General features: G+C 62.9%; 15 protein-coding genes. 9 read left to right on the forward strand and 6 right to left on the reverse strand.

From position 1 onward, the window contains the following. Nucleotides 1-3 precede the first annotated feature (3 nt). The 5 genes from JG746_RS21610 to speB are packed head-to-tail and all read left to right on the forward strand — an operon-like array spanning nt 4 to nt 3,994. Nucleotides 4-774, forward strand: a complete 771-nt coding sequence (locus JG746_RS21610) for an ABC transporter ATP-binding protein (RefSeq protein ID WP_202354588.1) — start codon at nt 4-6, stop codon at nt 772-774. Beyond that, complete coding sequence (locus tag JG746_RS21615; protein WP_202354589.1) at nt 771-1,526, forward strand: SDR family NAD(P)-dependent oxidoreductase; 756 nt, start codon at nt 771-773, stop codon at nt 1,524-1,526. The genes JG746_RS21610 and JG746_RS21615 overlap by 4 nt, the downstream gene beginning before the upstream one ends. Further along, nucleotides 1,520-2,227 (forward strand): SDR family NAD(P)-dependent oxidoreductase, encoded by a 708-nt coding sequence (locus tag JG746_RS21620; protein WP_202354590.1) that lies wholly within the window; start codon nt 1,520-1,522, stop codon nt 2,225-2,227. The genes JG746_RS21615 and JG746_RS21620 overlap by 7 nt, the downstream gene beginning before the upstream one ends. Before the next feature lie 12 nt (nt 2,228-2,239). Beyond that, complete coding sequence (locus JG746_RS21625; protein ID WP_202354591.1) at nt 2,240-3,010, forward strand: creatininase; 771 nt, start codon at nt 2,240-2,242, stop codon at nt 3,008-3,010. A gap of 12 nt (nt 3,011-3,022) precedes the next feature. Continuing rightward, nucleotides 3,023-3,994: an agmatinase gene (speB, locus tag JG746_RS21630; protein ID WP_202354592.1), complete on the forward strand. Its 972-nt coding sequence runs from the start codon at nt 3,023-3,025 to the stop codon at nt 3,992-3,994. Here the strand turns inward: speB and JG746_RS21635 are convergent. The 4 genes from JG746_RS21635 to JG746_RS21650 form a co-directional block, all read right to left on the reverse strand. Next, on the reverse strand, nt 3,987-4,334 hold the full coding sequence (locus JG746_RS21635; RefSeq protein ID WP_202354593.1) for a hypothetical protein: 348 nt from the start codon (nt 4,332-4,334) through the stop codon (nt 3,987-3,989). The two genes, speB and JG746_RS21635, sit on opposite strands and share 8 nt — an antisense overlap. 147 nt (nt 4,335-4,481) lie before the next feature. Beyond that, the gene (locus JG746_RS21640) at nt 4,482-5,249 is read right to left on the reverse strand and encodes an alpha/beta fold hydrolase (protein ID WP_202359427.1); all 768 of its coding nucleotides are present in this window, start codon (nt 5,247-5,249) and stop codon (nt 4,482-4,484) included. Nucleotides 5,250-5,268: 19 nt separating this feature from the next. Next, a complete protein-coding gene (locus JG746_RS21645) occupies nt 5,269-5,829 on the reverse strand; it encodes a DUF192 domain-containing protein (RefSeq protein ID WP_202354594.1) in 561 nt (186 codons plus the stop codon). 24 nt (nt 5,830-5,853) lie between these two features. Further along, a complete protein-coding gene (locus JG746_RS21650) occupies nt 5,854-6,450 on the reverse strand; it encodes a cold-shock protein (protein WP_032920553.1) in 597 nt (198 codons plus the stop codon). Nucleotides 6,451-6,667: 217 nt separating this feature from the next. Between JG746_RS21650 and gloA the strand changes: the two genes are divergently transcribed. Both gloA and JG746_RS21660 read left to right on the forward strand, forming a co-directional pair. Then, the gene (gloA, locus tag JG746_RS21655; protein ID WP_010909179.1) at nt 6,668-7,108 is read left to right on the forward strand and encodes a lactoylglutathione lyase; all 441 of its coding nucleotides are present in this window, start codon (nt 6,668-6,670) and stop codon (nt 7,106-7,108) included. 144 nt (nt 7,109-7,252) lie between these two features. Beyond that, nucleotides 7,253-7,549: a DUF2218 domain-containing protein gene (locus JG746_RS21660; protein ID WP_202354595.1), complete on the forward strand. Its 297-nt coding sequence runs from the start codon at nt 7,253-7,255 to the stop codon at nt 7,547-7,549. A gap of 6 nt (nt 7,550-7,555) precedes the next feature. On the opposite strand, the gene JG746_RS21665 is transcribed toward JG746_RS21660, so the two are convergent. Together JG746_RS21665 and ilvA are read right to left on the reverse strand one after the other, a co-directional pair. Then, the gene (locus JG746_RS21665; RefSeq protein WP_202354596.1) at nt 7,556-8,110 is read right to left on the reverse strand and encodes a DUF1697 domain-containing protein; all 555 of its coding nucleotides are present in this window, start codon (nt 8,108-8,110) and stop codon (nt 7,556-7,558) included. Further along, nucleotides 8,107-9,363 (reverse strand): threonine ammonia-lyase IlvA, encoded by a 1,257-nt coding sequence (gene ilvA / locus JG746_RS21670; protein WP_202354597.1) that lies wholly within the window; start codon nt 9,361-9,363, stop codon nt 8,107-8,109. Before ilvA ends, JG746_RS21665 begins: the two co-directional genes overlap by 4 nt. Nucleotides 9,364-9,784: 421 nt before the next feature. On the opposite strand from ilvA, the gene JG746_RS21675 reads away from it, so the two are divergent. Both JG746_RS21675 and JG746_RS21680 read left to right on the forward strand, forming a co-directional pair. After that, nucleotides 9,785-10,891, forward strand: a complete 1,107-nt coding sequence (locus JG746_RS21675; protein ID WP_202354598.1) for an alpha/beta hydrolase — start codon at nt 9,785-9,787, stop codon at nt 10,889-10,891. A gap of 142 nt (nt 10,892-11,033) precedes the next feature. Then, on the forward strand, nt 11,034-12,197 hold the full coding sequence (locus JG746_RS21680; protein ID WP_202354599.1) for an alpha/beta hydrolase: 1,164 nt from the start codon (nt 11,034-11,036) through the stop codon (nt 12,195-12,197). The last annotated feature ends 252 nt before the right edge of the window (nt 12,198-12,449 follow it).

Here is a 12,449-nt window from a genome sequence, read left to right on the forward strand (position 1 = left end):
GCAATGACCGGATATGTCCAATTCATTGACACGGCGAAGTCGTTCGGCCCCGTCAATGTGGTGCGCAAGACCAGCCTTGGCCTCGATCGCAATTCGCTGGTCGTCTTCCTCGGACCCTCGGGTTGCGGCAAGACCACGCTGATGCGCATGGTCGGCGGTCTTGACGAGCCGAGTTCGGGTTCGATCCTGCTTGGTGGCGAAAAGGTCGTCAGGCCGGACCGCCGGCGCGGCATGGTGTTCCAGTCCTATTCTTCCTTTCCCTGGCTGACGGTCGAGAAGAACATCGCCTTCGGCATGCGTTACAGGAAGGACCTCGACGCGACGCAGAAGGCCGAGCGCATCGGCCATTATCTCGACCTGTTCGGGCTCGCCGACTTCGCAAACTCCTATCCGAACCGGATCTCGGGCGGCATGCGCCAGCGCGTGGCCATTGCGCGCACGCTGGCGGCCGGTTCCGATGTGCTGTTGATGGACGAGCCTTTCGGCGCGCTCGACGCGCTGACGCGCGAACGCCTGCAGGTCGAACTGCGGCAGATCCAGATCCGCGAGGAAAAGACCGTCATCTTCGTCACCCATGACGTGGAAGAAGCGGTGTTCCTTGCCGACCGCATCATCCTGTTCTCACGCCGCCCGGCTTCCGTCGTCGCCGACATCGACGTGGCGGCCGAGCTCGGTGCGGACCGGCCGCTGGAAATCCGCGAAACCCAGAAGTTCTTCGAACTGCGCAACAAGGTCCTGCACCTCATCCGCAACGAAACCGGAGTGGTCGTATGAGCCTCTCCTTTTCCGGAAAGACGGTAGTGATCACCGGGGCCAGCCGCGGCATCGGGCTCGGCATAGCCAGGGGATTCGCGCAGGCCGGAGCCACGCTGCATCTCATCGCCAATGACGCGGCCGTGCACGAACGCGCACGGGAACTCGGCGCTACCAGCGCGCAGGCCGACATCGCCGATCGTACGGCCGCCGCGGCGGCGCTCGAACAAGTTGCCCGCATAGACGTGCTCATCAACAATGCCGGCCTTGAACTGATGACGCCGATCACCGACAGCGGCGACGAGACCGAAGCCGCTTTCCGGCGCATCATCGAGATCAACATCATCGGTACGGCGCTGGTCACCGCTCGCGCTCTGCCGCGTATGCAAGCGGCTGCGGCGATCATCAACACCGCCTCGATCTGGGGCCGCGTCGCCGAAGCGCGTTTCGGCGCCTACGTCGCCTCCAAGCACGCCATTATCGGCCTGACCAAGACCTGGGCCAGGGAGCTTGGGCCGAAAGGCATCCGCGTCAATGCGGTCTGCCCCGGATGGGTTCGCACCGAGGCGTCGATGCGCTCGCTTGGCCGCATGGCGGATGAAGGCGGCGTCGACGAAGCGGCGCTGCTAGAGGACATCGTCGGCGCGCAGGCCCTGCCCGGCCTGATGGAGCCGGCCGACATGGCCGGCACCTATCTGTTCCTGGCATCCAGCCTCGCGGCCAACATCACCGGGCAATCGCTCGGCGTCGACAGGGGAGAAGTGCCTTGGTAGTCCCGCTCCGCGGAAAACGCGCGCTGGTCACCGGCGCGGCGAGCGGCATCGGCCGCGCGACGGCGCTCGCCCTGCAGGAGGCCGGGGCGACCGTGCTCGGGCTCGATCTCAGGGCGTCCGAAGGCGATATCCCGATCCTTGCCTGCGATCTCGCCAGCGAGGCCGACATCGTTGCGGCGGTCGGCCAAGGCGCGGAGCGGATCGGCGGCTACGATATCCTCGTCAACAATGCCGGCATCCTGCAGGAAGCCTCGCTTGACGCGATCTCGCTCGACCATGTCGACCGCATGTTCGCCGTCAATGTGCGCGGCGCGATCCTCGTCGCACGCGAAGTCCTGCCGCATCTTCCCGACGGCGGACGCATCATCAACATCGCATCCGAACTCGCCTATCTCGGCCGGGCGGACGCCTCGGTCTATTGCGCGACCAAGGCGGCACTGCTCGGGCTGACCCGCTCCTGGGCACGCGAGCTTGCGCCCGGAATACTGGTCAACGCCGTGGCGCCAGGGCCCACCGACACACCGCTTCTCGGCTTCGAGGCCCTGAGCGAAAGCCAGCGCGCGCTGGAAACGACCCATCCGTTGGGGCGGATCGGCCGGCCGGATGAAATCGCCTCCGCGGTGGTTTTCCTGGCCGGCCCGGGCGCCACCTTCTTCACCGGACAATGCCTGGGCGCCAATGGCGGCGCGGCGATGCTTTGAGATGGGATGATGATGAAAGACAGGGTTTTCCTCGCCGAATTGACGTGGCCGGAGGCCGAGAAGCGGATCGCCGCGGGCGCTCCGGTCTTCCTGCCGCTCGGCTCGACCGAACAGCATGGCCACCACATGGCCATGAATGTCGATGTCGTCATCCCGACCGCCATCGCCGAGACGGTGGCCAGGCAGGTTGGCGGCCTCGTTGCGCCGACCATCGCCTATGGCAACCGCTCGCAACCAAGGACCGGCGGCGGTCCAGCCTTTCCCGGCACGATCAACATTACGGCGCACACGTTTTCGCTCATCGTCAAGGATGTGATCTGCGATCTCTATCGCCAGAAGGTCCGGCGCATCGTCGTCCTAAATGGCCATTACGAGAATATTGGCCCGTCGATCGAGGGCATTGAACTCGCGCTCGACGCCATCGGCCGCGAGCGTGCGACCGACCTGACGATCCTGCGCATCGACCATTGGGAAATGGTGCGCGCCGAGACGCTGACAAAAGTGTTCCCCGACGGCTACCCCGGCATCGAACTCGAGCATGCCAGCGTGATCGAGACCTCGATGATGCTGGCACTGCGCCCCGAACTCGTCGATCTCGACAAGGCGCTGCATGACGGCCCGGCGCAGTTCAAGCCCTACGACCGTTATCCCAGGCCGGCCGAGGAAGTACCGCCGTCTGGCGTGCTGTCGCTGACCGAGGGTTCGTCGGCGCAAAAGGGCCGATGGCTGCTCGACGACTGCGAGACGCGGATCGTTGAAATCGTCAAACGTGAATTCTTCTGAGGTGCCGACACTATGAACAGCAATTTCTTCCAGCCGGTCGACGCCTCGGCGGTTCCCCGTTTTGCCGGGCTCTCGACCTTCATGCGGCTGCCGGCGGTGGCGAGCGCCGAGGGGCTCGACATCGCGCTCGTCGGCATACCGTGGGACGGCGGCACGACCAACCGCGCGGGCGCACGGCACGGCCCGCGCGAGATCCGCAACCAGTCGAGCCTGATGCGGCGCGCCCACCATGTGTCGGGCATCGAGCCGTTCAGCATCGCCAACGTCGCCGACGTCGGCGACCTCTCGGTCAATCCGATCAACCTGATGGACGGGTTGAAGCGCATCGAGGACGGCATCGCCGCTATCGTGGCGGCAGGCGCCATTCCGCTGGCCGCCGGCGGCGATCATCTGACGACCTTGCCAGTGCTGCGCGCCGTGGCCAGGGATCGTCCGGTCGGCATGATCCATTTCGATGCGCATTCCGACACCAATGACCGTTATTTCGGCGACAATCCCTACACGCACGGCACGCCGTTCCGCCGCGCGATCGAAGAGGGACTGCTCGATCCCAAACGGGTCGTGCAGATCGGCATTCGCGGCTCGATCTACGAGCCCGGCGAACATGACTGGGCGATCGCCCAGGGCATTCGCATCATCTACATGGAGGAGTTCGTCCGGCGGGGTGCTGCCAGCGTCATGGAGGAGGCGCGCGCCATCGCCGGAGCCGGCCCGACCTATGTGACCTTCGACATCGACTGCATCGACCCGTCGATGGCGCCGGGAACAGGCACGCCCGAGCTCGGCGGCTTCACCACCCGCGAGGCGCAGGAAATGGTCCGCCTGCTCGACGGACTGAACATTGTCGGCGCCGATGTCGTGGAAGTGGCGCCGCCGTTCGATCTCGGCAGCATGACGGCGCTGGCGGGTGCGACGATGATGTTCGAACTGCTGTGCGTGCTGGCGAAGTCGGTCCACGAAGCGCGAGCGCGCAAGATCAGGTAAAGGCGCCTATGGTCGACGCCATTGCCACGAGGACGGCCAGCCCCGCCGCCACCGACAGCCCGTTGAGAACGATCCCCAGAAGGCCAAGGGCGCGACTGTCGTTCGAACGCGCCAGCGCCATCACGCCGAAAACCGCGCCGGTGATATGCGCCAGCGGAGCGGCCAGCAGAAACACCAGCATGAAGAAGGCGGTGGCGATGTTCTGGACGAGTTGCGAAGCGTCGCTCGGCATCGCCACCATTATGGCGATGGCAATCGCTCCCGCAGCGAAGGCCGCCAACGCCAGTATGACCGAACGTTTACCGAACCTGCTGCGAGCCACGGCGCCAGGCATGGCCACCGCGCTTCTTCCCCATTGTGCCACTGTTGCCCCCCGGTTAGAGCTGTTCACCGTTTCATGGAAACGGTGAACAGCTCCAACTGTTTGTCTTGACGCAATACCGGACGGAAAACCGCTACAGACTTTTCCTGTAATTGCTCTAACCGCTCAAAGCGGATATTCAGCATAAAACTCCAGCACGCGCTGCTTGAAGGTCTTGTCCCCGACCGCCAGCATATGGTCCCTGCCCTCGATGTGGAAGGCCCTGGCGTTCGGCATCAGGGCAGCGAGTTCGTCCGGCGAGCCGCCAATGTCGTCCGTGGTGCCGACCGCGACCAGCGTCGGCTGGGCGATGCGGGCAATATCATCCTCGCTGAGCAACTCCCGCGATGTGGCGATGCAGGCGGCAAGCGCCCGGCGATCGCTGCGGGTCTGGTCGGCGAAGGCGCGGAAAGAGCGGCCACGCGGATGAGTGGTGGCGGTCGGATCGTCAACAAGCAGGGCCGCGGCAATCGGATCCCAATCGCCGACGCCGTCGATCATGCCGATGCCGAGGCCGCCAAAGACCAGCGTCGCCACCTTGTCCGGATCGGACAGAGCCAGAAACGCCGCGATGCGCGCGCCCATCGAATAGCCCATGACATGAGCCCGTTCTATGCCGAGATGGTCGAGCAGCGCGGCGGCATCCGAGGCCATTTTCGCCGGCGTATAATCGGCCTCGTCGTAGCTTTTCGATGACGAGCCATGGCCGCGATTGTCGAAGGCGATGGCGCGATAGCCGGCATCGTTGAGCGTCTTGAACCAGCCGGGCGATACCCAGTTGACATAGTGGCTCGAAGCGAAGCCGTGGATCATGAGCACAGGGTCGCCCTGCCCCGACGCCGGTTGGCGGTCGAGGAAGGCAAGGTCGAACCCGTCATGAGTGAAGAACTGCATCGGCTGCTCCACCTCGCGTTCAGCCGCCGCCGTTGGGCGCATCGCCATTGTCCGGCGGCGGCACGCCGGGCCCGGATACAGTGCCGACCGCCGGATGGCGCAACAGGTCGCCATACCCGATGCCCAATTTGGCGGCGGTGCCGGCCTTGAGCTCGAGCACGAAGCGCACGGGCACGCCGGGGGAAATGATGGCCTGGGATTGCGGTTCGCCATGCTTGACGGCGCGGATCTTGCCATCCTGGCCGACAAAGACCAGGTCAAGCGGCATCGGCGTGTTCTGCATCCAGAAACTGACCTGCTGCTGTATCTCGAAGACGAACAGCATGCCGTGATCGTCAGCCATGTCCTGGCGGTACATCAAGCCGGCCTCGCGCTCCGCGTCGGTGTCGGCGATTTCGATCGAAAAAGAGCGGTTGCCATCTTTCGTCACCACGACCAGCGGCGTCGGATCGACCGGAAGGATCATCGCCCGGCTGTCGGCAGAGGTCGGCCGTTCTGAGTAGAAGAAAACACCGGCGGCCACGATCACCGCAGCAATGGCGCATAGCACGCCCGCCGTCAGCCAGTTCCTGTGAGCCATCAAAGATCCTCGGCCGAATTCGTCCTAATGCGAAACCGGCAAGGTGCCCATATCGGGGTGAATTTCGGCGGCCATAAGGCCTTTGTCACCGCGGCCGAAACGGACAAGCACGACCTGGCCCGGCCGAAGCTCGGTGATGCCGTAGCGGCGCAAGGTCTCCATGTGGACGAAAATATCCTCGGTGCCTTCGCCACGCGTCAGGAAGCCGAAGCCCTTGGTGCGGTTGAACCACTTGACCAAAGCGCGTTCGAGCCCGCTCTCCGGCGTCACCGCGACATGGGTGCGCTGTTCCTGCATTTCCGCCGGATGGACGGCGGTGGTGACATCCATGGAAAGCACGCGGAAAGCCTGCAGCCCGCGATCGCCCTGCTTGACAAGGCAGACCACGCGCGCGCCTTCCAGGGCTGTCTGGAAACCGTCGCGCCGAAGACATGTCACATGGAGGAGGATATCGCCCGAGACACCGTCATCGGGGAGGATGAACCCATAGCCCTTGGCCACATCGAACCACTTAATGGCGCCGGCAATTTCGGTCAGGTCGGCGGCATCGCCGCCTTCGTCGCGTTTCAAGGCGTCGCCAAGGGTTCCGGCCCGCCCCGTCAAAGAGGCCTTTTCCCCCATAAGAATGCCCCCTTTTTTGCAAGAACACCGCAACTGATTCTTGACACCAGATTAACACCGCGGCTTCCGGTGTGTGCAAGACCTTCCCTGCCTTTTTTCACGGTTCATTGCGGGAATACCGGATTTGTTCTTTGCCGGCATCGCCGGCCGCGGGAGATTGCCCTTTCGCCGGGTCGACCCTATGTTGCGCCGCACCCCAACAGATCGAGGAAAACTCATGCGCTATCTGCACACCATGGTCCGCGTCGCCGATGTCGATGCCTCGCTCGATTTCTACTGCAACAAGCTCGGGCTGAAGGAGGTCCGCCGCTACGAAAACGAGCAGGGCCGCTTCACGCTGATCTTCCTCGCCGCCTCCGAGGACGAGCAAAGCGGCATCAACGACAAGGCGCCGCTGATTGAACTCACCTACAATTGGGATCCGGAAGACTACAAGGGCGGGCGCAATTTCGGCCACCTCGCCTATGAGGTCGATGACATCTACGCCACCTGCCAGCATCTGATGGACAACGGCGTCACCATCAACCGGCCGCCACGCGACGGCAACATGGCCTTCATCCGGTCACCGGACGGGATTTCGATCGAGCTTCTGCAGAAAGGCCCGGCGAAAGCCAAGGCCGAGCCTTGGGCTTCGATGGCCAACACCGGAAGCTGGTAGGGATCGACCTGACACCGGGCGGAAGTTGCCCGGCGGTCTTTGGCGTTTTTCACGAACGCCCCTATCTACCCTGACATGACGCCAGCCTGGCAAGTCTGGCGCCATGTCAAGCAATGGGCGCCTGCCCTTCCGGAGAGTTCACTCATGCCGACCAGCCGTGCCGATGTCGCCACAGAACATGCCAGCCGCTATCTGCAGCAGTTGTGCAAGCACTGGGCGCACAAGTTTCCTGTCGAGTTCGATCCAACCCATGGCACCATCGAGCTGACATCGCTGGGACGCACCGTCATGGATGCGGACGCGACCACGTTGCACATTGTGGTATCAACGGAAGAAGCCGGGTCGATCGAGCGCCTGGAAAGTGTCGTCGCCGATCACATCAAGCGGTTTGCTTTCCGCGAAGAGCTGACCTTCGACTGGAAACCCGCTCCGGCGGCGTAGCCCGGCCTAGGTCTTACCGGCCTGATCGGCCATCTCCAGCAGCGCCAGCACCGAGCGCCAGTTGCGCGCGGTGCCCGGCACCTTCAGAACGCGCGGAATGAGGTTGGCAAAGACCGACTTGCCGAGTCCGTCCGGCGCGCTGAGGTAAAGCACGTCGCCCTTGATCTCGAAGCGCTCGGGACCGGTGCACTTTTCAGCCAGCCGCGCCACCTCTTCGGTGGTCGGCTCACGCTCCAGCGCATAGGCGTGGAGCTTGGTGTGGTCGGCGGCCGCTTCCGGATAGGGATTTTCGCGCACCAGGCGTTCGAACCACGAGAGATCGCGCACCATGATGCGCGAATGAAAACCCCATTTCTTCTCGAAGGCCGCTTCGATCTGTCTGGTCAGGGCAGCGGCGTCGCCCTTGCCGGCCCGGAACACGACATTGCCGCTCTGCACATAGGTGGCGACGCCGGAAAAGCCGAGATCCTCGAAGAACGCGCGCAACTCCGCCATCTTGACGATGCGGTTACCACCGACGTTGATGCCGGAAAACAGGGCGATGAAGACCTTTGCGCTCATATGATGAAGCCCGCCAATGTCTCGTTGTCGGTGATGTCCTGATACTGGACGCCCTCGGCCTCGAAATTCGCCTTCAGCAGATCGAAATTGCGGCGGTCCTTGGTTTCGATGCCGATCAGCACCGAGCCGAAATTGCGCGCCGACTTCTTCAGATATTCGAAGCGAGCGATGTCGTCGTCCGGCCCCAGCATTTCGAGGAAGTCGCGCAACGCGCCCGGCCGCTGCGGGAAGCGGATGATGAAGTATTTCTTCAGGCCTTCGAAGCGCAGCGCCCGTTCCTTGACATCGGGCAGCCGCTCGAAATCGAAATTGCCGCCTGAAACCACGGCGACGATGGTCTTGCCGCGGATATCCTTCCTGGAAAAATCCTTCAGCGCGTCGATCGCCAAAGCGCCGGCCGGCTCGAGCACGACGCCTTCGACGTTAAGCATCTCGATCATGGTCGCGCAGAGCCGGTTTTCCGGGATCAGCCGCACCGTGTCGGCGGCAAACTCCTTCAGATAGCGCAAGGGTTCGCGGCCGATCTCGGCCACCGCCGCGCCGTCGACGAAGTTGTCGACCTTGGCGAGCTTCAGCCGCTTTCCCGCCGCAAGGCTGTCATGCAGGCTCGGCGCGCCGGCCGGCTCGCAAAACACGAAACGCGCCTCCCGGCCCTGATCGGCGAAATAGTGGGTGACGCCGGCGGCGAGCCCGCCGCCGCCAACCGGTAGCATGACGATGTCGGGCATGCGCGCGCCCGGCATCTGGTCTGCGATTTCATATGCGACCGTCGCCTGCCCCTCGATGATATCCTTGTGGTCGAAGGGCGGCACCATGTGGGCGCCCGAGCTTTCGGTGAACTCGAAGGCGGCGCGATAGCAGTCGTCGAAAAAGTCGCCGACCAGCCTGATCTCGACGAAATCGCCGCCGAACAGCCTGGTCTTGTCAATCTTCTGCTGCGGCGTCGTCACCGGCATGAACACCACGCCCTTTTTGCCGAAATGGCGGCAGACGAAGGCAAAGCCCTGGGCATGATTGCCGGCCGAAGCACAGACGAACAGTTCTGCCTGGTTGCCGGCGGCAAGCGCCTTGCGGAAGAAATTGAAGGCGCCGCGGATCTTGTAGGAGCGTACCGGGCTCAAATCCTCGCGCTTCAGCAGCACCCGAGCCCCGGTCTTCTTCGACAGATAGTCGTTTTCCTGCAGCGGCGTTTCCGGAAAGATCTGGCGGATCGCCGCCGCAGCGGTGGCGACGCGGGAGGAAAAACTGTTCATCGGAAAGCCGCCTTGTGCCGCATGTCTGCGCAGACCCCTGTCATCAACCGGCCGCACAGCGTCCGTATATCGCACGCTGATCACTCACTGCCGATCCTGCCCTATTGCATATCCGGCCCCGCAGCGCCATTGTCCGACCGTTCGCAGCTCACTTCAACCGAATTCATATAGTATTTTCAATTGCCTGAACGAGTTCTCTCATATTGTTGCGTCGACGGGTCTGCAAATCGAGGCGAACCGAGCCTTCATGGCGGTGTGTTCGGCGTTAGCCTCGCGCTGGAGAGGCTGGCCTTCCCGACATTCCGCCATTTTGGCTTTCGCGCAACAGTATGATGGCCTTAACCGGGCGGCGACCACATTTCGGCTGGACGCGACTTAGTTCTGCCGCACTCTCCCTGTCCGGGAGGTGTCGCGGGGGTAGATGGGCCTTTTGGCCGGAGTGGAAATTTCAGACGTGCCTTTGAAGAAGATCGTTACCGTTTGTCTCGCCTTGCTCGTCGCCGGCTGCGCCGGCCCGCAAACGCAGGAATTGCTTGGCAGCGCCATCGTCGCCGCGCCGGTGACGGATATCGCCGGCAACCATTCGATCTTCATCGCCACGACGCGCAAGAAATCCGACGATCCCAACAAGGTTTTCGACGGCGAGCGTTCGGCGACGTTGAACTATGCCCGCGTCAACGTCACCGTTCCGGGGCTCCACCAGACCGGTCAGATCGAGCGTCGCTCGCGCGGCAAGTCGGATGATCCGGCCAAATATTTCATGGCTTCCGAAGTCGTTGGCTACGACACGCAACCGAAATTCTCCAGCGCGCTCAACGCCGACATCGCGGCGCGCGGCGGCCGCGTGATGGTCTTCGTCCATGGCTACAACACCGGTTTCGACGACGCGGTCTACCGCCTGACCCAGATCGTCCATGATTCCGGCTACCCCGGCACACCGATGTTGTTTTCCTGGGCATCGGGCGCCAAGACCACCGACTATGTCTATGACAAGGAAAGCGCCAGCGCCGCACGCGACCAGCTCGAAGTGACATTGCGGATGCTGCAGCAGTCCGGCGCGCGGCGCATCGACATTGTCGCGCATTCGATGGGAACGTGGGTGACCATGGAAACGCTGCGCCAGATGGCCATCAGCGGCGACCGCGACCTCGGCGGCAAGCTCGGCGATGTGGTGCTGGCCTCGCCCGACATCGACGTCGACGTGTTCAAGAGCCAGATGCGCCGCTACGGCAAGCCCGACAAGCCGTTCATCCTGCTGTTGTCCGACGACGACCGCGCGCTCAGGCTCTCCGGCCTGATCGCCGGCTCACGGCCACGCGTCGGCGACTACAAGGATGCCGCCGATCTTGCCTCCTATGGCGTGACGGTGGTCGATCTCTCAAAGGTCAAGGGCAGCGACAGCTTCAACCATACGAAATTCGCCGACAATCCGGCCTTGGTGAAGATGATCGGTCAGCGGCTGCGCGAGGATGACGGCTTTGCCAGCGACCGGGACGTGACCGACCGCATCAGCCTGCTCGGGCAGTAGATGCCGCCCTGCGGATTTCGCCGTCCCTGTTCACCATTCACGAGGTATCGGGTCACTTTGAACTGGACCGCGTCGGTCTCTGGCTCTATCGGAATAGCGGTGACGTCATGCTTTTGACGTTCCCCTTTACGGGAGCCGGCGCTTGAGCTCGCGCTTGAACAGTTTCGTCCTCGCGTTGGCGCTCGCCATTGCCGGCTGTGCCGGCCGGAACACGCATGATCTGCTCAACAAGACGACGGTCTCGGTGCCAGCCTCCGACATCGCGGCCACGCACGAAATCTTCGTCGCCACCACCCGCCAGCAGGCGACCAAGGATCCGCGACAGGTGTTCGACGGCGATCGCTCGTTGACCACCAGCTACGCCCGCGTCGACGTCACCGTGCCGAAGGTCCACCAGGTCGGCGCCATAGAGCGGGCCAAGGGCTCTGCCAGCTCGAACCCGGCCAAGCAATTCACCGCCACCAATGTCGTCCATTATGGCGATGCACCGCAATTCGCCAAGGCGGTCGGCGCCGACATCGCCATGCGCGGCGACCGTGCACTGGTCTTCGTGCACGGCTTCAACAACGGCTTCGACGACGGCATCTACCGGCTGACGCAGATCGCCCACGACACGAAATATCCCGGCACGCCGGTTCTGTTCTCTTGGGCGTCGAGCGCCAAGACAACCGGCTATATCTACGACAAGGACAGCGCCAACGCCGCCCGCGACGATCTCGAGGCGACGCTCAGAATGCTTGCCAAGACACGGGTCAAGAGCATCGACATTATCGCCCATTCAATGGGAACCTGGCTGACCATGGAGGCGCTGCGCCAGCTCGCCATCACCGGCGACCGCGATCTCGGTGGCAAGCTCGGTTATGTCGTCCTGGCTTCGCCCGACATCGATGTCGACGTGTTCAAGAAGCAGATGATGCGTTACGGCAAGCCGGACAAGCCGTTTGCCGTGCTGCTTTCAAGCGATGACCGAGCACTCAAATTGTCTTCACTCATCTCCGGCGACAAGCCGCGTGTCGGCGACTATGGCAATGCGGCCGATCTCGCCAGCTATGGCGTCTCCGTGGTCGACCTGTCCAAGATCAAGGGCGGCGACGGTGGCCTCAACCACGCAAAATTCGCCGACAATCCGATCCTGGTGCAGTTGCTCGGCGACCGGCTGCGCACCCCCGCCGGACTGGCTTCGGACGAACCCGATCCGGCGCAGCTCAACAATCTTGGCCAGGGGCTCGGCAAGGCCGTCGGTTCGGTCGCCGAGGTCGTCATCACCACGCCGTTCAAGGTGCTGACCATCGTCACCGGCGGGTGAGAGGTTCAGATTATGCCGTATTCAATGTGGGTATTTGGTGGAATCGGCGTTGCAATTTTGGTTTATTTCAATCTTCTGGATAAGAATACGCAGCGGAGGCGAAAAATAGAAAATAGAAGCGATCTGTACGCTTATATCGCCTTATTCGCATCTATTATCGTTGGAATTATAGCATCTTTCGTTGAAAATTACCTCTTCTGATTCCGCTTAAGAGAACCCGCACGTAGCTCCATCCGACTCGCGCTCAAAAAA

The organism is Mesorhizobium sp. 113-3-3, assembly GCF_016756495.1.
GTDB lineage: Bacteria > Pseudomonadota > Alphaproteobacteria > Rhizobiales > Rhizobiaceae > Mesorhizobium.

Coding starts and splice junctions, on each gene's coding strand:
- JG746_RS21610 (WP_202354588.1), top strand. CDS start 4: ATGACCGGATATGTCCAATTCATTGACACGGCGAAGTCGTTCGGCCCC.
- speB (WP_202354592.1), top strand. CDS start 3,023: ATGAACAGCAATTTCTTCCAGCCGGTCGACGCCTCGGCGGTTCCCCGT.
- JG746_RS21640 (WP_202359427.1), bottom strand. CDS start 5,249: ATGCAGTTCTTCACTCATGACGGGTTCGACCTTGCCTTCCTCGACCGC.
- JG746_RS21665 (WP_202354596.1), bottom strand. CDS start 8,110: ATGAGCGCAAAGGTCTTCATCGCCCTGTTTTCCGGCATCAACGTCGGT.
- JG746_RS21625 (WP_202354591.1), top strand. CDS start 2,240: ATGAAAGACAGGGTTTTCCTCGCCGAATTGACGTGGCCGGAGGCCGAG.
- JG746_RS21645 (WP_202354594.1), bottom strand. CDS start 5,829: ATGGCTCACAGGAACTGGCTGACGGCGGGCGTGCTATGCGCCATTGCT.
- gloA (WP_010909179.1), top strand. CDS start 6,668: ATGCGCTATCTGCACACCATGGTCCGCGTCGCCGATGTCGATGCCTCG.
- JG746_RS21650 (WP_032920553.1), bottom strand. CDS start 6,450: ATGGGGGAAAAGGCCTCTTTGACGGGGCGGGCCGGAACCCTTGGCGAC.
- ilvA (WP_202354597.1), bottom strand. CDS start 9,363: ATGAACAGTTTTTCCTCCCGCGTCGCCACCGCTGCGGCGGCGATCCGC.
- JG746_RS21615 (WP_202354589.1), top strand. CDS start 771: ATGAGCCTCTCCTTTTCCGGAAAGACGGTAGTGATCACCGGGGCCAGC.
- JG746_RS21660 (WP_202354595.1), top strand. CDS start 7,253: ATGCCGACCAGCCGTGCCGATGTCGCCACAGAACATGCCAGCCGCTAT.
- JG746_RS21675 (WP_202354598.1), top strand. CDS start 9,785: ATGGGCCTTTTGGCCGGAGTGGAAATTTCAGACGTGCCTTTGAAGAAG.